Origin of the sequence: Mariprofundus sp. KV (assembly GCF_013387475.1) — a bacterium.
GTDB lineage: Bacteria > Pseudomonadota > Zetaproteobacteria > Mariprofundales > Mariprofundaceae > Mariprofundus.
Genome location: NZ_VWNB01000011.1, coordinates 45,261 through 70,527, shown reverse-complemented (window position 1 = coordinate 70,527; position 25,267 = coordinate 45,261). Strand labels below are relative to the sequence as shown.

Annotated in this window: 22 protein-coding genes and 1 tRNA gene; 16 read left to right on the top strand and 7 right to left on the bottom strand. The window is 53.1% G+C overall.

All coding sequences use genetic code 11. From position 1 onward, the window contains the following. Positions 1 to 12: 12 nt before the first annotated feature. From F3F93_RS10010 to F3F93_RS09990, 5 genes are all read right to left on the bottom strand, one after another. Positions 13 to 1,104 (bottom strand): PilT/PilU family type 4a pilus ATPase, encoded by a 1,092-nt coding sequence (locus F3F93_RS10010; protein ID WP_176959043.1) that lies wholly within the window; start codon positions 1,102 to 1,104, stop codon positions 13 to 15. Beyond that, a complete protein-coding gene (locus tag F3F93_RS10005) occupies positions 1,104 to 2,252 on the bottom strand; it encodes a PilT/PilU family type 4a pilus ATPase (protein ID WP_176959042.1) in 1,149 nt (382 codons plus the stop codon). Before F3F93_RS10005 ends, F3F93_RS10010 begins: the two co-directional genes overlap by 1 nt. 52 nt (positions 2,253 to 2,304) lie before the next feature. Continuing rightward, entirely contained in the window at positions 2,305 to 3,357 is a 1,053-nt protein-coding gene (locus F3F93_RS10000; protein WP_176959041.1) for a type IV pilus twitching motility protein PilT, read from the bottom strand. Between the two features lie 300 nt (positions 3,358 to 3,657). Next, complete coding sequence (locus F3F93_RS09995) at positions 3,658 to 3,816, bottom strand: hypothetical protein (protein WP_176959040.1); 159 nt, start codon at positions 3,814 to 3,816, stop codon at positions 3,658 to 3,660. A gap of 404 nt (positions 3,817 to 4,220) precedes the next feature. Further along, positions 4,221 to 4,307, bottom strand: a tRNA-Leu gene (locus tag F3F93_RS09990). A 150-nt stretch (positions 4,308 to 4,457) separates the two neighbouring features. Between F3F93_RS09990 and F3F93_RS09985 the strand changes: the two genes are divergently transcribed. The 5 genes from F3F93_RS09985 (at position 4,458) to F3F93_RS09965 (ending at position 8,428) form a co-directional block, all read left to right on the top strand. Beyond that, positions 4,458 to 5,690: an FAD-dependent oxidoreductase gene (locus F3F93_RS09985; RefSeq protein ID WP_176959039.1), complete on the top strand. Its 1,233-nt coding sequence runs from the start codon at positions 4,458 to 4,460 to the stop codon at positions 5,688 to 5,690. Further along, a complete protein-coding gene (locus F3F93_RS09980) occupies positions 5,690 to 6,904 on the top strand; it encodes a UbiH/UbiF/VisC/COQ6 family ubiquinone biosynthesis hydroxylase (RefSeq protein WP_176959038.1) in 1,215 nt (404 codons plus the stop codon). Before F3F93_RS09985 ends, F3F93_RS09980 begins: the two co-directional genes overlap by 1 nt. Positions 6,905 to 7,039: 135 nt before the next feature. Further along, entirely contained in the window at positions 7,040 to 7,771 is a 732-nt protein-coding gene (locus F3F93_RS09975) for a TSUP family transporter (protein WP_176959037.1), read from the top strand. 93 nt (positions 7,772 to 7,864) lie between these two features. After that, positions 7,865 to 8,140 carry a hypothetical protein gene (locus tag F3F93_RS09970; protein ID WP_176959036.1) on the top strand — a complete coding sequence of 92 codons (276 nt, stop codon included), beginning with the start codon at positions 7,865 to 7,867 and terminating at the stop codon, positions 8,138 to 8,140. 9 nt (positions 8,141 to 8,149) lie between these two features. After that, positions 8,150 to 8,428, top strand: coding sequence for a peptidylprolyl isomerase (locus tag F3F93_RS09965; protein ID WP_176959035.1), 279 nt, complete (start codon positions 8,150 to 8,152; stop codon positions 8,426 to 8,428). 15 nt (positions 8,429 to 8,443) lie between these two features. On the opposite strand, the gene F3F93_RS09960 is transcribed toward F3F93_RS09965, so the two are convergent. Then, positions 8,444 to 8,851, bottom strand: a complete 408-nt coding sequence (locus F3F93_RS09960; protein ID WP_176959034.1) for a cyclic nucleotide-binding domain-containing protein — start codon at positions 8,849 to 8,851, stop codon at positions 8,444 to 8,446. A 164-nt stretch (positions 8,852 to 9,015) separates the two neighbouring features. Here F3F93_RS09960 and mutL point away from each other — a divergent pair, with 164 nt between their 5' ends. The 11 genes from mutL to truA all read left to right on the top strand — a co-directional run bounded on the left by mutL (position 9,016) and on the right by truA (position 23,027). Further along, entirely contained in the window at positions 9,016 to 10,830 is a 1,815-nt protein-coding gene (gene mutL / locus F3F93_RS09955) for a DNA mismatch repair endonuclease MutL (protein ID WP_176959033.1), read from the top strand. Between the two features lie 9 nt (positions 10,831 to 10,839). Next, complete coding sequence (locus tag F3F93_RS09950) at positions 10,840 to 12,015, top strand: cation:proton antiporter (protein WP_176959032.1); 1,176 nt, start codon at positions 10,840 to 10,842, stop codon at positions 12,013 to 12,015. Continuing rightward, positions 12,012 to 12,932 carry a tRNA (adenosine(37)-N6)-dimethylallyltransferase MiaA gene (gene miaA, locus F3F93_RS09945; protein ID WP_176959031.1) on the top strand — a complete coding sequence of 307 codons (921 nt, stop codon included), beginning with the start codon at positions 12,012 to 12,014 and terminating at the stop codon, positions 12,930 to 12,932. Before F3F93_RS09950 ends, miaA begins: the two co-directional genes overlap by 4 nt. Then, a complete protein-coding gene (gene hflX / locus F3F93_RS09940; protein ID WP_176959030.1) occupies positions 12,929 to 14,233 on the top strand; it encodes a GTPase HflX in 1,305 nt (434 codons plus the stop codon). The genes miaA and hflX overlap by 4 nt, the downstream gene beginning before the upstream one ends. A gap of 161 nt (positions 14,234 to 14,394) precedes the next feature. Then, complete coding sequence (gene glyA / locus F3F93_RS09935) at positions 14,395 to 15,654, top strand: serine hydroxymethyltransferase (RefSeq protein WP_176959029.1); 1,260 nt, start codon at positions 14,395 to 14,397, stop codon at positions 15,652 to 15,654. Positions 15,655 to 15,685: 31 nt separating this feature from the next. Continuing rightward, positions 15,686 to 16,144, top strand: coding sequence for a transcriptional regulator NrdR (nrdR, locus tag F3F93_RS09930; protein WP_176959028.1), 459 nt, complete (start codon positions 15,686 to 15,688; stop codon positions 16,142 to 16,144). Between the two features lie 2 nt (positions 16,145 to 16,146). Then, positions 16,147 to 17,229: a 3-isopropylmalate dehydrogenase gene (gene leuB, locus F3F93_RS09925; protein WP_176959027.1), complete on the top strand. Its 1,083-nt coding sequence runs from the start codon at positions 16,147 to 16,149 to the stop codon at positions 17,227 to 17,229. Next, positions 17,226 to 18,263, top strand: coding sequence for an aspartate-semialdehyde dehydrogenase (locus F3F93_RS09920; protein WP_176959026.1), 1,038 nt, complete (start codon positions 17,226 to 17,228; stop codon positions 18,261 to 18,263). Before leuB ends, F3F93_RS09920 begins: the two co-directional genes overlap by 4 nt. Positions 18,264 to 18,296: 33 nt before the next feature. Next, positions 18,297 to 21,497: a FimV/HubP family polar landmark protein gene (locus F3F93_RS09915; RefSeq protein WP_176959025.1), complete on the top strand. Its 3,201-nt coding sequence runs from the start codon at positions 18,297 to 18,299 to the stop codon at positions 21,495 to 21,497. 25 nt (positions 21,498 to 21,522) lie between these two features. Continuing rightward, positions 21,523 to 22,239 (top strand): hypothetical protein, encoded by a 717-nt coding sequence (locus F3F93_RS09910; RefSeq protein ID WP_176959024.1) that lies wholly within the window; start codon positions 21,523 to 21,525, stop codon positions 22,237 to 22,239. Then, entirely contained in the window at positions 22,227 to 23,027 is an 801-nt protein-coding gene (truA, locus tag F3F93_RS09905; RefSeq protein WP_176959023.1) for a tRNA pseudouridine(38-40) synthase TruA, read from the top strand. Before F3F93_RS09910 ends, truA begins: the two co-directional genes overlap by 13 nt. Before the next feature lie 7 nt (positions 23,028 to 23,034). On the opposite strand, the gene F3F93_RS09900 is transcribed toward truA, so the two are convergent. Next, positions 23,035 to 25,155, bottom strand: coding sequence for an ATP-binding protein (locus F3F93_RS09900; protein ID WP_176959022.1), 2,121 nt, complete (start codon positions 25,153 to 25,155; stop codon positions 23,035 to 23,037). Between the last annotated feature and the right edge of the window lie 112 nt (positions 25,156 to 25,267).

Sequence of the window (25,267 nt, the reverse complement as noted above, 5' to 3'; positions counted from 1 at the left end):
TGCTTTTTATGCCTAGTTGCGGCCCATGCGAATGGCAAAATCCTCATGAAACACTGCGTTTAACACTGCCTCATCATAATTAACCAGATCATCCTCAACCAGCTGTTGCAGGTGCTGGTCAAAGCTCTGGCTGCCGTAGAGCGAATGCCCCTCTTCCATGGCACGGGGAATCTCACTCCAGTGATCCGGGTCGAGCATGAAATGTTTGATCACTGAATTCTTAACCATGATCTCCAGTGCTACGACGCGTCCTTTGCCGTCTCTGGTTGGCAGCAGCTTCTGCACGATGATGGCACGCAGATTTTCAGCCAGGCGCTCGCGAATGCCTTGCTGCTCCTCTCTGCCAAATGATGCCATCACTCGCTGCATGGTGCCGATGGCGGTGGTGGAGTGGACGGTGGCCATCACCAGATGTCCTGTTTCACTAGCCTGCAGAGCCAGTTGCACCTCATCTCGACCACGCACCTCACCAGCCACAATGATATTGGGTGATTCGCGCATGGCATCAATCAGTCCCTGTTTATAACTCTCGACATCCATGCCGATCTCGCGCTGACTGACGGTGCCCTTATAGCGGGTGCTGTAGCGGAATTCGATGGGATCCTCGAGGGTAACTGCATGTACCGGACGCTGCTGAATCATATGATTGAGCATGGCAGCAAGGGAGGTGCTTTTTCCCGATCCCGTGGCACCGGCCATCAGAATCAGGCCGTTACGGTAGTGAGTAATCTCTTCGATGACAGGGGGCAGGCGAAGCTCGCTAAAGCCGGGGATCTGCTGCGGAATCAGACGGGCGACAATGCCAAAATTGTTATTGGTGCGCAGTACATGCATGCGGAAATGCGAGGCGTTTTTAAGGGTGTAGTGAAAGTCGAGGCTGTTCAGGGTCTCCATATCGGGACGTTTGGGCAGAAAACGGGTGAGATGTTCAATCATAGCAACCACCTGTTCACGGGAGGCCTCTGGCACCTTCTCCTCGGGGATAGTGACAAGCTCGCCGGCAATGCGCATGCGCACACGGTCATTGGTGCGTACGATCAGATCTGATGCGCCATTCCTGTTGGCGATGAGCAGAAGATCATCAATCAGTTGCCTGCTCTCCATCAGATGCTAAGTTCGCCTGAACTGCCTGAGTTCTCAATCAGGTCGGCTGCGCCGCCGCCACTGTCTTCGAGATCCACCATCTTGATCTGCAGGCGCAGGTTATTCACCGAGTCAGCCTGACGCAGCGCTTCATCTTCAGTGATATAGCCCTCCATCCAGAGCTGCAGCAGGTGCTGATCGAAGGTCTGCATGCCGTAATTTTTGCCGGCAGCCATCGACTCCTTGATTTCGGATATCTCCCATTTGCCAATCAGATCTGAGATGCGCGGGGTGTTGATGAGAATCTCAATGGCGGGCAGACGTTTATCATCCGGTGTTTTGACCAGTCGCTGCGAGAGAATCGATTTCAGGTTCATGGCAAGGTTGAGGCATACCTGCGGATGCAGCTCTTCAGGGAAGAAGTTGATGATGCGCTCCAGCGCCTGATTGGCGTTGTTGGCATGCAGTGTGGCCATGCAGAGATGGCCGGTTTCAGAGAACTCAAGTGCATGCTCCATGGTTTCCCGATCCCGAATCTCACCGATCAGAATCACATCAGGGGCCTGCCGCAGGGTGTTTTTCAGAGCTTTCTTGTACTCAAGGGTATCGGTGCCGACCTCGCGCTGGGTGATCACACACTTTTTATGCTCATGCACAAACTCAATCGGGTCCTCAATGGAGATGATGTGTCCTGCCTGATTGCTGTTGCGCCAGTCGATCATGGCAGCAAGCGAGGTCGATTTTCCGCTTCCCGTGGCGCCGACCATCAGCACAAGTCCACGCGGTGACATGGATATATCCTTGAATACTTCCGGCAGTTCCAGCTGATCGATGGTGGGTACAACGGTTTTGATCTTGCGGATCACCATGCCGACATGGCCACGCTGACGAAAGATATTGACGCGAAAGCGGCCGATATCAGGGAAGGCGAGGGCCAGGTTCATCTCATACTCGGCAGCAAAAGCGGCACGCTGGCGCTCACTCATCGAGGAGGTCGCCAGACGCTCACACTGCAGGGCAGTCAGTGGTGGCTGCTTCATCGGATAGACCACACCATTGATGCGGTAGGAGGGGGGCATGCCTGCGGTCAGGTAGAGATCGGAGGCGTCACGTTTTTCCATCACCATCAATAGCTGCTTGATCGATAGTTGTGCTTCTGGTGCATTCATGAATCAACTCCATCTTGTAAAGATTTAAACTTGTTAGCAGGGAGGTTAAAGCTTAAACGGCTCCACCACCGAAGAGTTTCTTGTTAGATGCTTTTTCAAGTGCTGCCTGCTGGGTGATTTTTCTGGTTTTTACCAGCATCTGCAGATTTGAATCGAGTGTCTGCATGCCATCACGCTGGCCGGTCTGCATCACCGACACCATCTGGGGGATTTTGTTTTCGCGAATCAGATTACGGATAGCCGGTGTGCCGATCATGATCTCATGGGCAGCGACACGACCATTGCCATCTGCCGTTTTAAGCAGTGTCTGTGAGATCACAGCACGAATAGATTCGGAGAGCATTGAGCGTACCATCTCCTTCTCTGCGGCAGGGAAGACATCAATGATTCGGTCGATGGTTTTAGGCGCTGATGAGGTGTGCAGCGTGCCGAATACCATATGGCCGGTCTCCGCAGCAGTCAGGGCAAGGCGGATCGTCTCCAGATCTCGCAGCTCACCAACCAGTACCACATCGGGATCTTCACGCAGAGCGCTGCGCAGCGCATTCTCAAATGAGCGGGTGTGTGGTCCCAGTTCGCGCTGTGAGATCAGTGAATTCTTGGATTTATGTACAAACTCGATCGGGTCTTCGATGGTGAGGATGTGGCCGCGTTCGCTCTCATTGCGATGATCAATCATGGCCGCGAGGGTGGTTGATTTACCCGAGCCTGTGGGGCCGGTGACCAGACAGATGCCGCGCGGGGTCATGGCGATATCCTTGAATATCTCCGGACACTTGAGGTTTTCCAATGTCAGAACTTCACTGGGGATCACACGGAATACCGCGCCCATGCCACGCCGCTGTTCAAAGACATTAACACGGAAGCGTGCGATTTCACCGAGCGAGAATGAGAAATCGAGCTCCAGATGCTCTTCAAAGGCCTTGCGCTGGGCATCACTCATGATGTCATAAACCATGCTTTGTACCACTCGGCTATCGATGGGCGGCATCTTGATGCGTGTCATGTCACCATGGATGCGAATCATCGGTGGCTCGCCGGATGAGAGGTGCAGATCCGAGGCGTTATTTTTTACAGTAAAGGCAAGTAGTTCCGATACTTCCATGGTTCCTCCAAAGGTGTTTCTGCCAGCAGCCGTGTATAGCAGAGCATAAGAGTCTTCTCCTCTGCTCGCAAGTTCCGAAAGGTTAGACCGGGCTGTTTTTCAGACAAATTAAATACACGCAAGATGTTTGCCACTTTGTCGGTGAGATGATTGTTGGGTGAAGGGAGTAGAGCGGAGAGGTTGAGGAGAAGAGAGGTGGATGAACCTGATAAGCTGGTGTGCCTGTCAGGTTCATCCGGGGAGCTGGATGATGGCTGGCACTGAGAGATCAGGCCTTGCCGAATAAAAGGGTAAAACGGGTTACATGCTCTGGCCGAGCAGTAGGAAAATGGTCAGTGCCGCAAGGCCGGTTGGCACCAGCAGCGCGACTTTAACCGTGTCGCGATATTTTTTAGGAATGAAAGCCAGAGCTTCGTGTTTGTGGGTGTTGTGGTAGTGCATGTGCATCGCTGTAGGCATATCGGTCTCCTTGTTCGGCTGATTTAACAAGGCCAACTTTCTGCTGACATGCGCAGGCCATCTGTGTGGCAGGTCACAATGGGGTGAGATGGGAGAAATAGATCAATGCCGACGTTTATATGGCGAGATAGAAATGTGAAGGAAGATGTAAATGTAAGGTAGAAGGGCAAGGCCTTCTGCCTATCGCACAGATCGGGTGAAGCTGGGAATGTGTTTGTTGATGCTGGATAGAAGCCATGAATGGCTTCTCCCTGTCGCGCTCATAAAGTATAAAGGATGTTTGTTCATGCGAGATAGCAATGGTGACTCATTGCTTCCTATCGCGGATTTTAAGCATTATTAATCTTCATTTTTTATTTTCACTAGCGCGCAACTTTTGAATTATTAATTCTAAAGTTGCTTGCTGGTACCTGAGGCCGGAGTCGAACCGGCACGCCCGTGAAGGCACGGGATTTTGAATCCCGGGTGTCTACCAATTCCACCACTCAGGCATTGCAATTGTGAACTTGTCGGAGACGGCGCGAAGCATTGTCATCTCTCATGAAGGTGTCAAGCTGTAGAGCTGTGGTATTGCTCATCACTTGCAATCCTTTTTAAACCCGCAAGGATAATGCGGATACATCTGGATCGGGGGATAGCACATGGGTGGAGTCCAACAATTTGACATTGTCATTGTCGGTGGTGGCGCTGTGGGTGCTACCTTGGCACTACAGCTTGAGCAGTTGAATTATCGTGTTGCTATCATCGAACGCTTCAAACCAGCCTTTAGCTCTTCAAACCCGGAACGTGTGATTGCCCTGAACTATGGTTCCAGATCCCATCTGGACGCACTTAGCATCTGGCCGGGTGTGGCTGAGCTGGGCGTTGGCAATATCAGGCATATTGTTGTGACTGAACCGGGTAACCGTGGTCGGGTTGATCTTGATGCTGCTGACGGTTCTTCTTTTGCACCGGGTATGCAGGAGCTCGGTTATGTCGTGGAGATGGGGCTGCTGCTCAAGCCGATCTATAAGCTGCTTGAGGCTTCATCGGTAAAACTGTTTTGTGGCGCCACACTCAACGCCTATACAGTCAATCAGAGTGATGTTGATATTACGCTGCGAACGGGCGACCAACAAACAGCGTTAAAGGCATCACTGCTGGTGGCTGCCGATGGCACCCACAGCCAGATTCGTCAGATGGCAGGCATTGGTCTGAACGGCTGGGATTACAATCGCTTTGGACTGGTTGCATCGGTAACGTGTGAGCATGGGCATAACGATACGGCCCATGAATGTTTTCGAAAGTCGGGTCCGCTGGCCTTTTTACCGTTGGCAGACGGACGTTATTCCATTGTCTGGGCTGCAGCTCCGGCAGAAGCATCGCAACTTCTTGCTATGAGTGATGAATCATTTATCTCGGCACTTCAGCGTGCGGCAGGCCCAACGACCATGGATCGTATCGGTGCGATAACAGCGACCTCACCACGTGCTACTTATCCTCTGGAGCTCTCCATCGCCAAGCAGTTTGTTAATCCGCGTCTGGCACTGGTAGGCAATGCAGCCCATACCATTCATCCGGTAGCAGGGCAGGGGATGAATCTCGGCTTCAGGGATGTTCAGGATCTGGTGACCATGCTGGATGGTGAGCTTGCCCATCGTGATCCGGGCCAGCCGATTATTCTGCAGGGCTATGCAGAGAAACGGCGTGCGGATGTGCTGGCGGTTGCAGGGTTTACAGAGTCGATGTCACACATTTTTGGTAGTGAGGTTCCGGGCGCCAAATGGTTGCGTGGTTTGGGGCTGGAGAAATTACCGGCAGCACCCAGCCTCTCCGCTCTGTTGCTCAGACAGGCATCAGGCATAGGGCAGATGCAGTTACCGGGAGATAGATAATGTCATCATCTATTCATGCTGATCACGCAGATCTGATTATCGTTGGTGGTGGTATGGTAGGGCTTGGCCTTGCCTGTGCACTGCGCCACTCCGGCCTGCATATTATCATTATTGAACGCGGTGAAGCGCCGGTTTTCAAATCACTGGAGCGCGATTGCCGTGTCTCTGCCATTGTCATGGGCAATGTGAAAATCCTGCAGGGGTTGGGTGTCTGGGATTATCTCAAGAAGGATGCCGGACCGATGCGCAGTATGCGTATCTGGGATAACCAGGAGCAGGGCGGTATCCGCTTTGAAGGCAGTGAGATTGGTGAAGAGGTACTCGGTTATCTGATCGAGAACTCGGCCACGCAACGGGCGATGCATAAAGCATTGCTGGAGAGCGACCATGTTGAGTTCTGTTCTCCTGCTGAGATAGCCAATATCGAGTGGCTGGAAGAGCATGTCGAGGTCAAACTGGCCGATGGACGGCTGTTGACCACGCCGTTGATTGTCGGTGCTGATGGAGGGCGTTCATGGGTGCGTCAGCAGGCTGGTATCGGTGTCTGGGAGCGTGATTACAAACAGAAGGGTATTGTGGCCACAGTGCGCCCTGAGCGCGGCCATAACGGTGTCGCTTATCAGCGTTTCCTGCCCACTGGCCCGCTGGCGATGCTGCCGATGACTGACGGACTCTGCTCGATTGTCTGGAGTGCTGAGCTCGCTGAGGCTGATCGATTGATGGCGATGGATGAGTCTGCATTCCTTGATGCACTCAATCTTACCTTTGGCCCGGTTCTGGGGCGCATCACTGAAGTGGGTGAGCGGGCTGCATTTCCGCTGATTGGCCGCTTGGCCAAACATTTTGTGCGCCAGCGCGTAGCTCTGATTGGCGATGCCGCCCACTGTATCCATCCACTGGCCGGGCTCGGTGTGAATCTGGGCTTGCGCGATGCGATGGTGTTGGCGCAGGAGATCTCCGATGCCAAACGCTTTGATGAGGATTGGGGTGAGATGGATGTGCTGGAGCGTTACATGAAACAGCGTATGCCTGATGTGCTCTCGGTAATGGGTTCGATGGAGGGGTTGCACCAGATCTTCACCGGTACGATTCCCGGCCTGAAAGAGGTGCGTGGGCTGGGCATGCGTCTGATGGGTAATTCCGGTGCCATTAAGCAGCTTTTGATGCGCAACTCGACAGGGCTGTCTCTACCTGTTCCCAAACAGATCAGTTAGGTGCCGGAGTGTCTCAGTTTGCGCGCTGCTGTGTTGTTCCTCGCTCATGTACTTTTAGTACACTACGCTCTGAACGCCTTGCATCGCATCAAACTGAACCACTCCAATAGCTTTTCGGATTAACTGAGTTTTAACATGGATGAGCTGCAAAGCTGGCAATACATTGCCACAGCACTGATTTTTGTCTGGACCGGATTTGTGCGCTCCGGTCTGGGGTTCGGCGGTGCCGCCCTTGGTCTGCCGCTGCTACTGCTGGTGGTTGATGATGCTCTGATCTGGCTGCCGCTGATCGGTGTGCACCTGCTCTTCTTCTCTTCCATCACACTCAGTTCGCGCATCAACCATATCAACTGGCCATACCTGAAAAAAGCATTGGCAATCATGATCATCCCTATGCTGATCGGCGTCTTCGGACTGTTGACGCTACCCTCGCAATGGGTGGTTGTTTTTGTCTATCTCACCACGCTTTTTTATGCCCTCTGTTACCTGTTCCGGTTTCAGATCAGCAGTCATCACGCCTGGGTTGATTTCACACTACTGATCAGTGGCGCTTATGCCGCAGGTGTCTCACTGATCGGTGCCCCATTGATTGTGGCAGTATTCACCCAGCATGTAGCACGGGATCAGCTGCGCAATACGCTGTTTGTGCTCTGGTTTATTCTGGTGGTGATCAAGCTCTCCGTGCTGCTCTGGGCAGATGTCGACTTCTGGTGGCTGCACCATCTCTGGCTGCTGCCGTGTGCAGCCATTGGTCATGTCATAGGTCTTAAAATGCACGACCACCTGATGGCTGGCGATGCTGCCACCTTCAAGCAGGTGATTGGCGGGGCTCTGGTGTTGATCTGTATCGTTGGCCTGTTGCGTTAATATCAGATAGACAGTGTATTAGATAAACAGAAGGGTGCGCGCCTCGCATCAACATTGATGAAGCTGAAGCGTTAACGATGGAAGAGGTAGTAAGTGGATATCGATCTGTGGCAAATGATGGGCTCACTGGCAGCGCTGGCTTTTACTCTGGGTTTTGTGGATCAGCTTCGCATTACCTGTAAAACGCGTGATGTGGATGGCCTCTCCCGTCTGCAGTGGATGGTGTTTGCTGCGGCATCGGCGACGTTTGCCGCATATTACTCGCATCTGGATCAATGGTTGATGGTGGCTGTATCGGTTTTTGGTACAACGTGTTGCCTGCTGATACTGGTGATGATTTTCAAATATCACCGGGAAGATGGTTGCTAGGAGCCCTGTATGAAAAGTGCTATGGCGAAACATATTCTGGTCAAAACAAAGGATGAGGCTGAGCAGTTGAAACAACGGCTGGCCAGAGGTGAGGATTTCGCCAAACTGGCGAGAAAGTATTCAACCTGCCCGTCAAAGAAACGGGATGGTGATCTCGGCGAGATCTATCCAGGTCAGCTGGTTAAGCCGATTGAGGATGTGGTTTTCAAGAAGCCACTGCTTAAGGTGCATGGGCCGATCAAAACAAAATTCGGTTATCATCTGGTTGTTGTCTACTTCAGGGGCTGAAGCCCCGGTATCCGATTATCTGTCGTAGACCTTTTTCATGGCAGTTTCGCGCAGCAGTTTGGCAAACGCGGGATATTGGCTGCAGGCGGCATCAACTGTTTCAGTTGGAAAGAGAATGGCCTCGACTTCACCATCAGCAATGACATCGGCAACCGGCGGGCTGATCTTTGACATTGATACCTCACCGGCGGTATCACCAGCCTGCTGCCTGTCCACTTCGGTACCATTGGAGATCACTTTCACACTTCCCGAAATCAGCAGGAATAGCGATCTGTTTTCACCGTTCTCTTCGATCAGTTTTTCACCGGAATTGAATGTTGTAATGGTGCTGTGATCAGCCATCAGAGCTAAACCTTCGGCAGGCAGCGGGGCAAAAAGGGGGTTGCCCTTCATTAATGTTACCGTGTTTGCCGTATCAATCATATCAGACCCCTGTTTCAGAATCGCAACACTCTAGAGATCAATGAAGGATGTGCACCTTTTGATTATGAAGGTGGATTGTTTGAGTTAAAAAAAGCAGATTTGCGCTACTTCTATATTAAGGAGCCCCATTATCACTGTTTGCCTCTTTTTCTCTGAGTTCGCTGATGCCTGATCAACTGATACATATTCTCTCGCCTCAGGTGGCCAACCAGATCGCTGCCGGTGAAGTGGTGGAGCGACCAGCCTCTGCGGTCAAAGAGCTGATGGAGAACTCACTTGATTCAGGAGCTAGCAAAGTCGTTGTTCGAATCACTGGCGCAGGCAAAAAGTCTATTGTCATAGAAGATGATGGTTGCGGCATGTCAGCTGCTGATGCCGAGCTGGCACTGCAGCGCCACGCCACCAGCAAGATTGAGAGCTCGGAAGATCTGCATCTGATCGCCAGCCACGGCTTTCGCGGAGAGGCGCTGCCTTCGATCGCCTCTGTCTCCCGTTTTCGCATGCAGACAGCTCTGGCAGGTAGCAGTGAGGGGGTTGAGGTGCGTGTGGATGGTGGTGGCACTACCGAAGTGCGTCCGGCGCCACCGCGCAAAGGCACCCGCATCGAGGTGCTTGATCTCTTTCTCAATACACCTGCACGTCTGAATTTTATGCGCAGCGATAAAACCGAGGATGCCGCGATTGTTGAGGTGTTCCGCTCACTGGCGCTGGCCAATCCGTCGGTGGCCATGCAACTGGAGCTCGATGGTCGCAAACGTTTTGATTTCAGCCCGCAGGATGAGCCTTCGCGTGTATTTGCCATTCTCGGCAGTGATTTTGCCGACAATAGCATCGAGATGGCCATTGAGCATGAGGGGATGCAGATCTCCGGCCATCTGGGCCTGCCGACATTCCACCATCGCGACTCCACGCGCATGCTGTTTATGGTCAACGGACGTGTGATCCGCGACAAACAACTGCTGGCAGCTGTGCGTGCAGGTTACCGCGATGTGATGTTCCATGACCGCTATCCTGTGGCAGTGATCAGGATTGAGATCGACCCGGCGGATGTTGATGTCAATGTGCATCCGGCCAAGCGCGAGGTGCGCTTCAGGTCGCCGCAGGCGGTACGTGCCGGAGTGATCGCCTGTATCCGGGCCGCCATTGAGCAGTTCGGAAAGTCGGTCTCGTCAACCACCTCGCATCAGGCGATGCGTTCGATGCAGTATGGTGCCGCTGCTTCCGGTTCTGCATCCGGCAGTATGCCGCGCTTCTCCTCCGGAGATTTCAGAGGTTCATCAGCGTCGACCGGTTCCAGCGCAATGCCGAAAGATATGCAGCGCATCCTCTTCTCTGCACCGGGTGTCGCTGAGCCGACAGGCGAGTACGGGGTTGCCGGACAGCTGCATTTAGGTCATCCACTGGCTCAGATTCACCGCTGTTATATTCTCGCCCAGACCGACTCCGGTGTGATTCTTGTGGATCAGCATGCGGCACACGAGCGCATGACCTACGAGAAACTGAAACGACAGCTGGCCGGTCAAAAAGTATCCAGTCAGAAGCTTCTCACACCTGAATTGCTGCATCTGACAGGTGAGACGGCGGCCTGGCTGCATGAACATAGTGATGATCTGCACCCCTTTGGTGTGGAGCTGGAGATTACAGGTGATGAGTCCTTTCTGATTCGTGCCGTGCCTGGGATGCTGGTGCGCGAACCGGCTGGCGAGCTGGTTGCCGAGCTGGTGCAGAGCATCATGCTGATGGGGGCTGAATCTGAAGCCGACGGGCGTGGTCTGGGTCGCATACTTGAGCGCTGGCTGGGTAATCGCGCCTGTAAAGGTTCAATCAAATCCGGACGTCTGCTCTCTGTTGATGAGCAGGAGGCGCTGCTGCGTGAAATGGAGGTTACCCCCAATATCGCCCAGTGTAACCATGGTCGTCCCACCTATGTCAGCCTCTCCCTGAATGATCTCGACCGCCTGTTTGGCCGTAAGGAGTAGGGTGATTCGATGCACTTAGATCCGGTCATACTGGTGATTACGATTGTACTGTTCTTCTCCATGCTGATGGCTTATGCCGCGATGCGACTGAAGCTGCCGATTGTGGTGGCCTATATTCTCACCGGCATTGTGATCGGGCCATCCGGTTTTGCGGTGATTGAAGATCATGATCTGGTCACCCGTATTGGTGAGATCGGTGTGATTATGCTGCTCTTCTTTGTCGGTATGGAGGTCTCTATTCCGCGCCTGATGCAGGGCTGGAAGGTGGCCTTTGTCGGCACCAATATTCAGATCATCATCAGTGTGGCTGCCTGTGTGGGGCTGGCACTGCTGGTTGATATGACATGGCAGCAGGGGGTGCTCTACGGTTTTATTATCAGCCTCTCCAGTACAGCGGTAGTGCTCAGAATGCTGCAGGATTCCGGCGAGCTCGAGCTGCCGATGGGGCAGAGCGCACTGGGCGTGCTGCTTGTGCAGGATATGGCGATCATTCCGATGATGATTATCCTCAGTATGCTCGGCAGCGGTGAACATATCTCGGTTTCAGGCATCGCACTGCAGGTGGCAGGCGGTATTGCCATTCTGCTGTTTGTCTTCTGGCTGATGCGCAGCAAACGTTTCCACATACCTGCGGCACTGCTGGGTAGTTATGAGCACAGGATGATGCTCGGTCTGCTGCTCTGCCTCGGTTCAGCCTCGCTGACCGGCTGGCTGGGTCTCTCTCCGGCACTGGGAGCATTCCTGGCCGGTGTGCTGCTGGCCTCCTCGGATCAGTCCAAATGGGTACATGAGCATCTCGGCCCTGTACAGGTCATCTTCATGGCGATGTTTTTTCTCTCTGTCGGCATGCTTGTTGAACTCGATTATCTCTTCGCTCATCTTGAGGTTGTACTGGCTGTGACACTGCTGGTCTTTCTCTTCAACTCAGGCTCCAACGTGTTTGTCATGCGTGCGCTTGGAGAACAGTGGGAGTCGGCGCTGGTTACGGCCGGTCTGCTCAGTCAGATCGGTGAGTTCTCCTTCCTGCTGGCGGCAGTGGGACTGCATGTGGCGCTGATCGATGAGGCGCTGCACTCCATGACGGTACTGGTGATTGCCCTGACGCTGATGCTCAGTCCACTCTGGCACTCTCTGATTAAGCGTTTTGCTCGCATGCGTGGTGTTTACACCTCGGATCGTCTATGAGTGGCGGGTTGCGAGCCGTTGCCCTGATGGGGGCTACGGCCACGGGGAAATCGGCGCTGGCAGTGGAGATTGCAGCGGCTACGCAGAGCTCGATTATCTGTTGTGATTCGATGCAGCTCTATCGCGGACTGGATATCGGTACAGCCAAACCAAGTGCAGAAGAGCGTGCTGAGATAAATCATTTTCTTGTCGATTGCTGTGAACTGCCTGATCTCTATTCGGCAGCACGCTGGGCTGAAGAGGTGCGGCTGGTGATTGCCGGTGAAAATGCGGCCGGGCGTGTGCCGTTGATTGTCGGTGGTACGGGTCTCTATCTTAAAGCGCTTCTGGAAGGTTTTGCCGATATTCCGGATGAGAAACCTGAGGTGCGTAAAAAGTTTGAGATGATGCACTGGGTGGAGGGTACAGAGGGTTTGTACAGCTACCTGCAGCAGCACGACGCTGTGATGGCGGAGCGTCTGAAAGCCGGTGATAGCCAGCGTATTATGCGTGCTCTCTGTGTGCTGGAGAGTACAGGCCGCTCGCTGGCTGCGTGGCAGGCTGAGGCGATAAGTGAAGTCGTGGCGATAGATTGCCCGGTGTTTGTGCTTGATGTGCCGCGTGAGGTATTGCGCGAGCGTATTGCTTCTCGCTTTCAGCGGATGATAGAGAGCGGCTGGCTGGATGAGGTGCGCTGGTTGGCTACGTTGAAGCTTGCGGATACACACCCTGCCATGCGCGCCGTGGGCTACCGCCAGCTGCTTGACCACCTCAAGGGTGAATTGACGCTGGAGAAAGCGATTAGTGATGCCATCACCGCCACACGTCGTTACGCCAAGCGGCAGGTGACCTGGTTCAATCACCAGACACCGACTGCCATGCATGGCAGTGCTGATCAGTTGAAAGAGAAAATCATGGAGCAGCTAGAAACAAGATGAGTGTTGAGATGAACGATACCAGGCAGGCACCGGATATTGCCATCAGCGTACATCCGGAGCTGGCCAGCAGGCGTATTGGTGAGTATGCATGGAAAGCACGTGCTGAAGAGTTTGTCAGGCTGGTTGAGAGCAGCAGTTGCGAGCTGGTGAACTCCTTTCGTTTTGGTGTGCGCAGAGCGATGCCCGGCACACTGCTCGGTTCCGGGCAGGTTGAAGAGATACGTCTGCAGGTTGAGATACTCGAGGCGGCCGTGGTGTTTGTGGATCATCCGCTCTCACCGGTGCAGCAGCGCAATCTGGAGAAGGCGTGGAATGCCAAGGTGGTGGATCGTACCGGCCTGATTCTGGAGATTTTCGCATCCCGGGCCCGCACCCGTGAAGGTGTTCTGCAGGTGGAGCTTGCCAGTCTTAATTACCAGCTCGGCAGACTGGTGCGCAGCTGGACGCATCTGGAGCGCCAGCGTGGTGGATTCGGTTTTATGGGGGGGCCGGGTGAGCGCCAGATTGAGCTGGACCGGCGCATGATTCGGGTCAAAATCCGTTCGTTGGAGAAGGATCTTGATAAGGTGCGTCAGATGCGCGCAACACAGCGGGCAGGGCGGCTGAAGAAGGATATCCCTACGGTGGCACTGGTGGGGTATACCAATGCCGGAAAATCGACACTGTTTAACCATCTGACCGAGTCAGGTGTCTATGTGGCGGATCAGCTGTTTGCCACCCTCGATCCGACCCTGAGGTTGCTGGAGCTTCCCGGAGGACTGCGTCTGATGCTCTCCGACACCGTGGGTTTTGTGCAGGAGCTGCCACATGAATTGGTGGATGCCTTTCGCGCTACGCTTGAGGAGGTGATCGAAGCTGATCTGATCCTGCATGTGCGAGATGCCGCTGATCCGATGCTGGCTGAACAGGCGAAGGTGGTGGATGAGACACTGGAGCAGCTTGGTCTGGTCGGCGATCTGGCGCCTCCGATTCTTGAGGTGATGAATAAGAAGGATTTGATGCCCGGCCTGCAGAGTTATCGGGCAGAGACCGTGGCAGGCAGCCGCATCGCTCTCTCTGCGATCACCGGTGACGGGGTGAATGAACTGATCGATCTGCTCTCCGACTGGTTGAAGCTTCAGATGCATGAGCTGCATCTGAAGTTTGATCTCAGCGATGGGCGCTCCTTAGCCTACTGCTACCAGCACGGTTCGGTGCTTTCGAAAACGGTGAATGAAACCGTTGTTGATGTGGTGGTGCGTATGAATCCTGCTGATGCAGGACGCCTTGTTCTCGATGGGGAGCTGCACCGGTTGCAGTAGCAAAAGGGGAGCTCCCGTTGATTGATCACACAGGTAGAAGTCGAAGGTGACGTAACAGCTTCGATTCGCCATAATACGCGCCCCGCACTTCCCATGAGTCGGGATTAGCGTGAAAAGGGGGTGTAACAGCACTGCCTTTTTCTTATTTTTCAGGAGTTTTCATGTCCGATCGCAGTCAGTTTTTTAATGCCCCGCTTGCCGATACAGTGGTTAAAGATGCCATTGCCGCCGAGCTCGGTCGCCAACAGCACACACTGGAGCTTATCGCCAGTGAGAATATTGTTTCCCGTGCCGTGATGGAGGCGCAGGGCTCTGTGATGACCAACAAGTATGCCGAAGGTTATCCGGGTCGTCGTTACTACGGTGGGTGTGAGCATGTCGATGTGGTTGAGGCTCTTGCGCAGCAGCGTGCCTGTGAGCTGTTCGGCGTTAAATATGCCAATGTGCAGCCGCACTCCGGTTCTCAGGCCAATATGGCTGTATTTATGGGGCTGTTGAATCCCGGCGATACCATCATGGGTATGGATCTCTCCCACGGCGGTCATCTGACCCACGGTTCTCCTGTTAACTTCTCCGGCCGCCTCTATGAGGTTGTCGCCTACGGTGTTCGTAAGGATAACGAACTGATCGATTACGATGTCATGGCGAAGATGGCAGAGGTTCAGCGTCCGAAGATGATCATTGGCGGAGCTTCGGCTTATGAGCGCGGTATCGATTTTAAACGCATGCGTGAAATTGCTGACTCTGTAGGTGCGATCCTGATGGTGGATATGGCGCACTATGCAGGCCTGATTGCTGCCGGTGTCTATCCGAGTCCGGTTGGTCACGCGCACGTGATCACCACCACCACCCACAAAACCCTGCGTGGCCCACGCGGTGGTATGATTTTGACCGACGATGAGGAGATCTACAAGAAGATCAACTCGCGTATCTTCCCTGGCATTCAGGGCGGTCCGTTGATGCATGTTATTGCAGCCAAGGCAGTTGCTTTTGGTGAAGCACTCGGTGAGCAGTTCAAGGCTGATCAGAAGCAGGTGATCGCTAATGCCCGTGCACTGGCAGCAACCCTGACTGAAGGTGGCCTGCGTATTGTCTCCGGTGGCACTGATTGCCACATGTTCCGTGTTGATGTGCGCCCACAGGGCATTACCGGCAAACAGGCTGAAGAGGCGCTGGAAGCTGCCGGTATTACCACCAACAAGAACACCATTCCGTTTGACCCTGCTTCACCATTTGTTACCTCCGGTATCCGTATCGGTGCATCCGTGGTGACTGCGCGTGGTATGCAGGAGGCTGAAGCAGTTCTGATTGGTGAGATGATTCTCAAGGTGTTGAATGCACCGGAAGATGCGGCTGTGCATGCTGCTGTATTTGAGGATGTACGCAAACTGACTGACCGTTTTCCGATTTACGAAAAGTAAGACGTTTTATCGCGGATAGTTGTTCATCTGAATGTATTGCCCTTACTGTGCCAATGATGACACCCGTGTGGTGGATTCGCGTGTCGTGGAAGACGGTGCCGCAGTGCGTCGTCGTCGTGAATGCGAAGCATGTGGTAAACGCTTTTCCAGCTTTGAACGTGCTGAGCTGAAGCTGCCGCTGGTGGTTAAGAAGGATGGTGCAAGGCAGGCATTCAGTATAAGTAAAATTCACTCCGGCATGCAGAAAGCACTGGAAAAGCGTCCTGTTTCAGCTGAAGAGCTGGAGAAGGGTGTAAATGCAGTGCTGCGGGCTGTGCAGGAGCAGGGTGAGTCGGAGATTGCTGCCCAGAGTGTTGGCGATTTTGTGATGGAACAGCTGCGCAGGCTTGATGGTGTGGCCTATGTGCGTTTTGCTTCTGTGTATAGAGAGTTTAAAGATGTGGATGATTTTCTGGCGGCGGTCAAAACCGTGGTTGGAAAGAAGGAGTAGAGATGTCTGTAAAGATTGCAGTGTTGCCCGGTGATGGTATCGGAAAAGAGATCGTTGATGAGGCGTTGAAAGTACTTGAGGTGCTTAATCGCAGCTTTGGCCTTGATGCCACCTGGGAAGAGGGGACGATTGGCGGTATCGGATATGATGTGGCCGGTGATCCCTATCCTGAGGCGACACAGAAGCTGGTAAAAGCATCGGATGCCGTACTTCTCGGTGCTGTCGGTGGCCCGAAATGGGAGCCGCTGGCCAAACCGTTGCGTCCTGAAGCGGGGCTGCTGCGCATTCGCGAAGATCTCGGCCTGTTTGCCAACTATCGCCCTGCCAAAGTGTTTAAACAGCTGGTGAATGCCTCAACCCTTAAACCTGAAGTGATCAGCGGTGTTGATATTCTGGTGGTACGTGAACTGGTATCCGGCATCTATTTTGGTCAGCCACGCGGCATTGAAGAGTTGCCCAACGGTGAAAAACGCGGCTTTAATACACTCGCCTACAAAACCTCCGAGATTCAGCGCATTGCCCGCAAAGCCTTTGAGGCTGCGCGTCTGCGCTCCAACCGGGTCTGCTCAATTGATAAGGCCAACGTGCTTGAGGCCACCGAATATTGGCGTGAAGTGGTCACTGAACTGCATGCGGCAGAGTATTCAGATGTCGAACTTTCTCACATGTATGTGGATAATGCTGCTATGCAGCTGATCCGCAATCCCAAGCAGTTTGATGTCATTGTAACCACCAATATGTTTGGTGATATTCTCTCTGATGAGGCCTCGATGCTGACCGGTTCAATCGGTATGCTGCCTTCCGCTTCAATCGGTGTGGATTATGCTATGTATGAGCCGATTCACGGTTCTGCTCCTGATATTGCAGGCCAGAACAAGGCCAATCCGCTGGCGACCATTCTCTCTGCTGCAATGATGCTGCGCTTCTCGCTGAATCGTGCTGATCTGGCGGATAAGGTGGAGCAGGCGGTGGAAAATACCCTTGATGCAGGAGTGCGCACCATAGATCTTGCTGATGGTGGGGCTTTTGTAAGTTGTTCCGGCATGGGTGATGCCGTATGTGAAGCACTGGAGGCTCTGGCGTGAGTGAACAGTTTCTTGCGAAAAAAGATGCAGGTTATGTGGTTGCAGTAGTTGGAGCGACCGGCGCGGTCGGTCAGACCATGCTGGAGATTCTTGCCGAACGTAACTTCCCTGTTGCTGAGCTTTTTCCTGTGGCATCCAGCCGCAGTGCCGGTTCGACGATTGAGTTTAAGGGTAAAGAGTATGTTGTGCAGGATCTGGAGACCTTTGATCCGAGTGGTGTCGATATCGCGCTCTTCTCTGCCGGTGGTTCCACCTCCAAAGTGCATGCGCCACGTTTTGCAGAGGCAGGCTGTTATGTGATTGATAACTCCAGTGCCTGGCGCATGGATGAGGATATCTGTCTGGTTGTGCCGGAGGTGAATCCGCATGCGCTTGAGATGGCGCGTGAGAATAAGATTATTGCCAATCCGAACTGCTCAACCATTCAGATGGTTGTAGCGCTGAAGCCACTGCATGATGCAGTGCCGATTAAGCGCGTGGTGGTGACCACCTATCAGGCCGTCTCTGGTGCTGGCGGCAAAGCGATTGAGGAGCTGGCCAAACAGACAACGCAGTTGCTCAGCAGTAAGAGTGCTGAAGTGAATGTTTTCCCTGCCCGTATTGCATTTAATGTGATTCCGCAGATCGACGTTTTCATGGATGATGGTTACACCAAAGAAGAGCGCAAGATGATGGATGAGACGCGCAAGATTATGGAATCTGAGATCGCCGTCACAGCAACGACAGTACGTGTACCTGTATTCTACGGTCATTCTGAAGCGGTAAACATCACCTTTACTGCTGCGATGGACGCCGACAGGGCGCGTCAACTGCTTGCCGATGCCGATGGTGTTTGTGTCGTTGATGATCCATCTGCAGAGGACTATCCGATGCCGAGCGAGGCTGCCGGTACCGATCCGGTCTGGGTGGGTCGAATTCGCAACGACGATTCTTGTGCGAATTCTTTGCATTTGTGGGTTGTTGCCGATAATGTACGTAAAGGTGCGGCTCTAAATGCTGTACAGATAGCGGAAATTCTGATTCCTCACTCTTAGGAGACGAGCTCCTGCGAGATGATGGAGGGGAGCATGATGAATCAAGTAGGGCATATTTTTCGGCTGGTCTGGCTGGCTGTTGCACTGCACCTTATGGTGGGGGTGGCTTATGGTGCTTCCCTTGAAAAGATTGAGGTTAACTCACGACTGGGTGAGCCATTCTTTGCTGAAATTCCACTTAGTATGGATGCCAACGAGACGGTCTCCAAGCTGTTTGTTGAAATTGCAGCTGCTTCCGATTACAAGATTTTCGAGGTTTACCGCGATCCTGAGCTCAACGCTATTCGTGCGGATATGGAGAGTGATGCCCGTGGTGTGCGTGTTAAACTTACCTCACGCACCGCCATTAAAGCGCCGTTTTTTAACCTGATTGTAAAAATCCGACATGGTCGCGTGGCCAATTTCAAGAAATACCCGGTCTTCCTCGAGGCGCCAAAAAATGTTGTTCAGGCTGCAGAAAAGGCTCCCGTTCCTACTCTTCATCAAGTAGCTCCTGCGGATAACAGTGTGACAGAGCAGGCTGCAGTGGCTGCAGCTGAAGTTGCAGCAGTGCCTGCTGTTGCCGAAGCTCAACATTTCGAGGGCTGGGCAAGAACTGATCGTTACGGCCCTATTGTTCGTGGAGATATGCTCTCTACCGTAGCACAGCGTCTGCGTGTTGATCAGCGATATAGCATGTCGCAAGTGATGGCTGCTCTGTTTGAAAAGAACAGATCCAGCTTTGATAAGGGTAACATGAACCTGCTGATGAAGGGTCGCTTCCTGAATGTGCCGACTGCTGCTGAGATTGAGTCAATCTCAGCCAACGATGCGTACAAGCTTTTTACCGAGCATCAGAAACAGTGGAGTGACCTGAATAAGCAGCCGCGTTATGCAGCAGAAGCCGAAGTTCAGCGTACCCGTTACAGCAAGCGAGTCCGCATGGGTGAGCAGGCTGATGGTGTCGCCGCTGCACCCGCAGCCCCTGTGGCGGCCGCTGATACGGGCGTTGCCGATAGCGGTGAGGCAGCCACAGCTCAGGATGGCGTTGCAGCAGGTGGAGTTGACCAGCAGTCTGAAGTTGCGGCTGAAGATGGTGCGAGCAGAGCCATCGCTGAAACAACGGCACTGCTGGCTGAGCTTCAGAAGCAGAATGAGCTGTTGCAGCAGAAACTCGAGCAGAGTGAGCAGAGTATTGCCGCCCTGAGCCAGAAGGTGGATCTGGCAGCATCGGCCGCATCTGATGCCAATGTGAAACGTTTGGAAATTCTCATGGCCCGCATGCAGGGCGAACTGGAAAAAGCTAAAGCCCAGAGTATCGCACAGCAGGATGCCGGAGCCATGGACTGGGTCATCTGGTTGTTGATCGCTCTGGTGGTTGTGTTGCTGATGGTGGTTGTGTTGCTCATGCGCAGGGAACCAGCCCATCCATCTGCTGCACTGGTTGAACCTGAAATGGAGCATAAAGCTACAGATGTTGCGCAGCAGAAGAGTGCTCCAGAGGCTGATATCGAGGACAAGGTCGATACAGTTGAGCAGCCTGTCTATGGCATGGACCAGGATGAACCGGTTACCGAAGCGGCTGCGCAGAAAGCTGTTGATGCCGTTGAAAAAGAGTCCGACCTGTTCGACTCAATCGCTAATTTCCCTGATGAATTAACTGATACAGACACAGCTGAAATGGTTCCATTTGATGTCACTGCCATGGAAGAGGCTGATCCAAGCATAGACTACCTCTCTGAGGCGGATGTATATATCCGTTATGGCATGGAGGATGAGGCACTGCAGCAGCTTGATCTGGCGCTGCGTTTGGATGCTGAGAATGCCGGGGCACATATTCGCAAGGCCGAACTGCTGGCTGCCAAAGGCGATGCTGTTCTCTTCAACAAGGCCAATGCTGCTGCACTGGCAGCACTTGGTGGAGCCGCGCTTGCTGAATATAAAGCAGCCACAGGTGCATTGTCTGGTCTTGCCGATGAGTCGGTGGCCGTTGAAGCGCCTCAGGCAGATCTGTCTGAGGTCGATGAAGTCGAAGTGGCTTCGGATGAAGCGATTGAAGCAGATGATGGGCCTGTTCTGGACTATGATTTCTCCGGGCTGGATGGAAGTGATGACGATATAGGTAAGGCCGCAACATCTGCTCCGCAAGAGACTCGAGAGTTTCAGACTGCTGATGTCAGTGAATTTGCCGAGATGGACTGGCTGCATGATGCCTCTTTCGAGGACGAAGTCGAAACCTCTTCGGCTGATGAAGAGGATGTTGCAGGTCAAACCATTGCCCTGACTGCTGCCGATGGTGAAACCCAGCTGATCGATTCACTTCTGGATGGTTTTGAAGAGGAAGAGGAGACGGGCATCTCGCTCTCTGATGATGAGATCGAGAACGATCATTCTGTCGGGCTTCTTCCTGATGATGAAGGAACACTGGATCTGGAAGCCATAGGTGCAACGCAGGAGCTGGACAATCTGCTCAATGCGTTCACAGAAGAGAGTGATGAGGAGTCACCAGCTGGCGACGATGAAGTGTCGGATTCAGCCGGGCTTGATAATGAGCAGGAGGTTACTGCCACACAACATCTGGACAGTCTGCTTGGTGAATTCAGTGATGATGACGGTATGTTCGATGGTGACGAGGAGCTTATCCCTGCCGCGACCTCGGAGTCAGATGACGATGATGAGCAGTTCGGGGCGACACAGCATCTGGACGTTTTGATGAGTGAGTTTTCCAACAGTGATGAGCAGCTCAGCGGCGTTGAATTTGATGCCGTGGCTCCTGCTGTTGAAGAGAATGCTGTTGATAAGGGCACAGAAGATCCTGAAGCGACCCAGCAGCTTGATCACCTGCTTAGCGCATTCGCTGCCATTGACGATGATGAAGCCCCGACCAGTGAAGACCCTGGTGCTACGCAGCAGCTCGATCACCTGCTTGGTTCATTCGCATACCAGGATGATGAGCCGGTCACCACAACTCCTCCTCTGCCTGCAGCACCCGCTGCTGCAGCTCATGAATCATCTCTGACAGGTGAAGATCCGGGAGCTACGCAGCAGCTTGATCACCTGCTTGGTGAGTTTGCTGCCTTTGGTGATGGTACATCTTCCGAAGATGATTATGAGGGACTCTCTTTTGATAAGGTTGATCATCTCAGTGAAGATACGGATGAGATCGAAGTTGATCACTGTGCAACACAGGAGCTTGATCATCTGCTTAGCGAGTTTGCTGATGACGATGAGGATGATAAGAATAACAAGGCCTGAAACGCACTTAAAACAGATCTAGCGCATGAGTGATTACAGCCTGTTCTACACACTGCATCCCATTTCAAGATCTCTTCTTGGTTTGGCTCTGCTGAGTCTTGCCACGGCTACATCTTCACTAATGTATGGATTCATGCTGATATTGATCGCCGCCCTTTTTGTCCGTGTCATTGAGAATAGCTGGAACAGGGTAGGGCGATCGGTCGGGCTGCTGCGCTGGTTTATTATTCCAATTCTTGCACTTCACCTCCTCTTTTCACCCGGCCAGCTTATTCTGCCGGGATGGCCTCTACCTTTCACATGGGAGGGCTTGCAGCTCGGGTTGCACCTCTCCGTTCATCTGGCAGTCATTTTCTTTGCAGCGATAACGCTCTTCCTCTGTCTGACACGCAATGAATGGATTCAAGCTCTGTTATTGATGCCCTTCAGTAGCAGGGCAGTTGCCACTTATGTGATTCTGATTGCACCACTGCGCCGCAGTGAGGGTGATCTGTTGCACGCATTGCGGTTGCAGTGGAAGTTGCGAAGCTCCTGGCCGCAGTCGCCTCAAATGCTTGTGTCGGCCTTCAGTGCTGCACTGGCGGTAGCAGAGGTGCAGTCACAGCAGCTCTGGTTACGCTGGCCCGCAACAGCAGTGACGGGGTTGGATTCACCAACTCAGGCAGCGTCATTATGGCAGATTGCCAGTTGGCTAAGCGCAATGATTGGCCTGTTGGGTTTGGGGGTTGCATGGCAGATGTAGGGGTTGAGAAGCAGCGCATCGCTATGGCCATTGAGTTTGATGGCAGCGCCTTTCATGGTTGGCAACAGCAGGATAACGCCTCTTCCGTACAGGCTGAACTGCAGTCAGCCCTGTTGGCAGTAGAGGGTGAAGCTGTTGCGACTGTCGCTGCAGGACGCACCGACAGTGGCGTGCATGCTGAGGTGATTTTAGTCCATGCTGATGTCCTCTCCGCACGCTGGCAGCGCTCGCATCTGGCCTATCTGCATGGTCTTAACAGTAGACTTCCGGAGTCGATCCGGGTCGTAGGTGTAAGGGGTGTGGCATCCGATTTCCATGCCCGTTTTGATTGCCGTGGTCGCGCTTACCGATATCAGATATGGAATCGTAATACTCCCTCAGCACTGCATCGCTGGCGCCACTGGTGGATGCCCAGAACGCTGAATATAGAGGTGATGCAGCAGGCTGCTGTGCACTGCATTGGCAGGCATGACTTCTCTTCCCTGCGAGCATCCGGCTGTCAGGCCGCACATGCCATTCGCAGAATCAGTGAGCTGGAGGTGAGCAGGAGTGGTTACACTGTATCCATTGAGGTGACAGCCGATGGTTTCCTCTACCACATGGTGCGTAATCTGGTGGGTAATCTTGTCGAAGTGGGACTTGGTAAACAGACGCCTGAGCAGTTCAGGCAGCTATTGGCATTGCAGGACAGGCGTAGAGGTGCTGCCACAGCGCCCGCCCACGGCCTCTATTTTATCGATGCACTGTATGACGACTTTAGTGCTTCTGAACTGATAGGCTGCAGCTAAGCCTGATTCAGGTCTGACTTGCGGCCACTGCTTTGGCTATGCCCTCTTTCATGCGCTCAATGGTAACCGGTTTGTTCATCAGCGTGACGGCATAGCTTTCAGCTCGCTGCAGCTGTTGATCTTCACCAAAGGCGGTCACCATCAGGATAGGAATGCTCAGATTGCGCTTCCTGATCTCCTGCACCAGCTCCAGTCCATCTTTTCCCGGCATGCGAAAATCAGTGATAATCATATCAAAATGAGAGCCAGAATCTGCAAACAATGTGAGCGCCGCATCAACGGATTCGACAGCTTCCGCCTGATGGCCCAGGCGGGTGACTATAGCCTGATGAACCTTGAGAATGTCGGGCATGTCATCAACCAGAAGGATACGTTGAGGTGCCGTCTCTACTGATGGCGTGTCGTTAGAGGGGTAGGGGGCAACCGCCGATGGGAAAGTCACAGTCTTCTCTTCAGCTCTATAGGAGGGGATACAGATGCGAACGGTGGTCTGCTGTTCATTGGCAGGTGATGAGATATCGATTTTACCCTGATGCCGTTTAACAATGCGCTGTACCATTGTCAGGCCAAGGCCTGAGCCCCCCTTGTCTGCCCTTGAGGTCCAGAAGGGTTTGAAGACGCGATCAATATCCTCTTCACTGATCCCTTCGCCATTATCTGAGACGGTGATACAGAGCTGCTTTTGCGCTGCTTTCTGATCATCTTCACTGCTGATGCTGACTTCAATAAGGCCGGATTCTCTGATCGCCTGCATGGCGTTGTTGATCAGATTCAGCAGGATCTGTTCGATCTCGATGATTTCGATCGCAACATCCGGCAACGTATTATCGATGGTGCTGACCAGTCGAATGTTGAGGGGCAGCTGCAGGCGAGCCAGCCCGATAATATTTTCCAGCGGCTGCAACAGTGCCGAGCCGGCTGTGCGGGTATGGGGCTGCTTACGTTCACTGTTTCTGCTCAGTTTAAGAAGGTGAGTGATCAGCTCACTGCCGCGCTCACCAGCCTCAATAATAGTTTCAATCTGTTGCTTGATAACCGGGTCTGAACTGTTCATCTGTAACACTTCTGCATTGCCGATCATATTGGTCAGCACATTTCTGAAATCATGAACAATACCGGCTACCAGTGTCGACATATAACCCTGTCTGTGCACACTCTCCATCTGCTCCTGCAGTGTTTCACGTTCGGTAATATCCAGTAGAAAACAGACACCGATCCAGCGCTCCTGCCAGCGCAAGCGGATGGCCGTGGCCATCAGTTTGATGATATGCCCGGATGCATCCATACCCCGCAGGTAGGAGGTTGATGGTTGTTGAATCTCATCGCCGTCATCACGAAATGCGCTGCGGCAGAATTTGATCATCTCATCGCTATCTTCGGGCAGTACCAGTCTGTCGGCCGGCTGATCCAGAACGTCGGCCTGAGTGTTGTGAAAAAGCTGAACCATCGCTGCATTGACATAGAGGGTTTGCGGAACCTGTTTGGCATCGAGTTCAAAGGTAAAAACAGGCAGCGGCCCTTTGTCGATAAGCTGAAATGAGCTCTGCTCCGCTGCGTTTTTCTCATAGATCGCCTTTTCAACCTTTTTCACGATCAGATAGGCATAAAAGGGTACAGCAAGAAGCGTGAATATCTGCCAGAAGAGCAGCGTATAGTCGACTGGAAGTTGCAGGGTGTAGTAGCCATAGGCGGTAGAGCACAACATGCCGATCAGGCATGAGACCTGAGCATAGATCAGCATTGGATTACCAAAACGCAGGCCATTGCCGATAATAATCGGCAGCAACATAAAGTAGACGCCGCTTGAATGGCCACCATCAATGAGCATGCCGAAGGTAACAATTACTACATCAAGAAGCGGGTAGAAAAGGGTGGCGGGCAGGGAGAAGGGGCGCTTACGCAGCGTGATCAGTGCGAATGTGTTGAGAATGAAATAGAGGGCAGAGAAGCTGAGAGCCTCTACCTTGTAGTATGTAAAATATTCGCCATGCAGAATCACATAGGTGAGACTTGCGACTGTCAACAGGATGCGGGCTCTGGTCTGTTGAAGCTGCAGTTCAGCCAGCGGTTTGTTGCCAGTATAGGCCTCGTTCTGCAGCCATTCGGCGATGCTGTTGACGTTTGGCATGAGCCCTCCACTCAGCGGGTATGCTTCTAGCAGGAGGCAGATTGTGTGGCTCCTATGTTTACGAGTGTAGTTCTATTTCATGCTCCTGCAAGGTGAGAGAGCCACCGCCAAC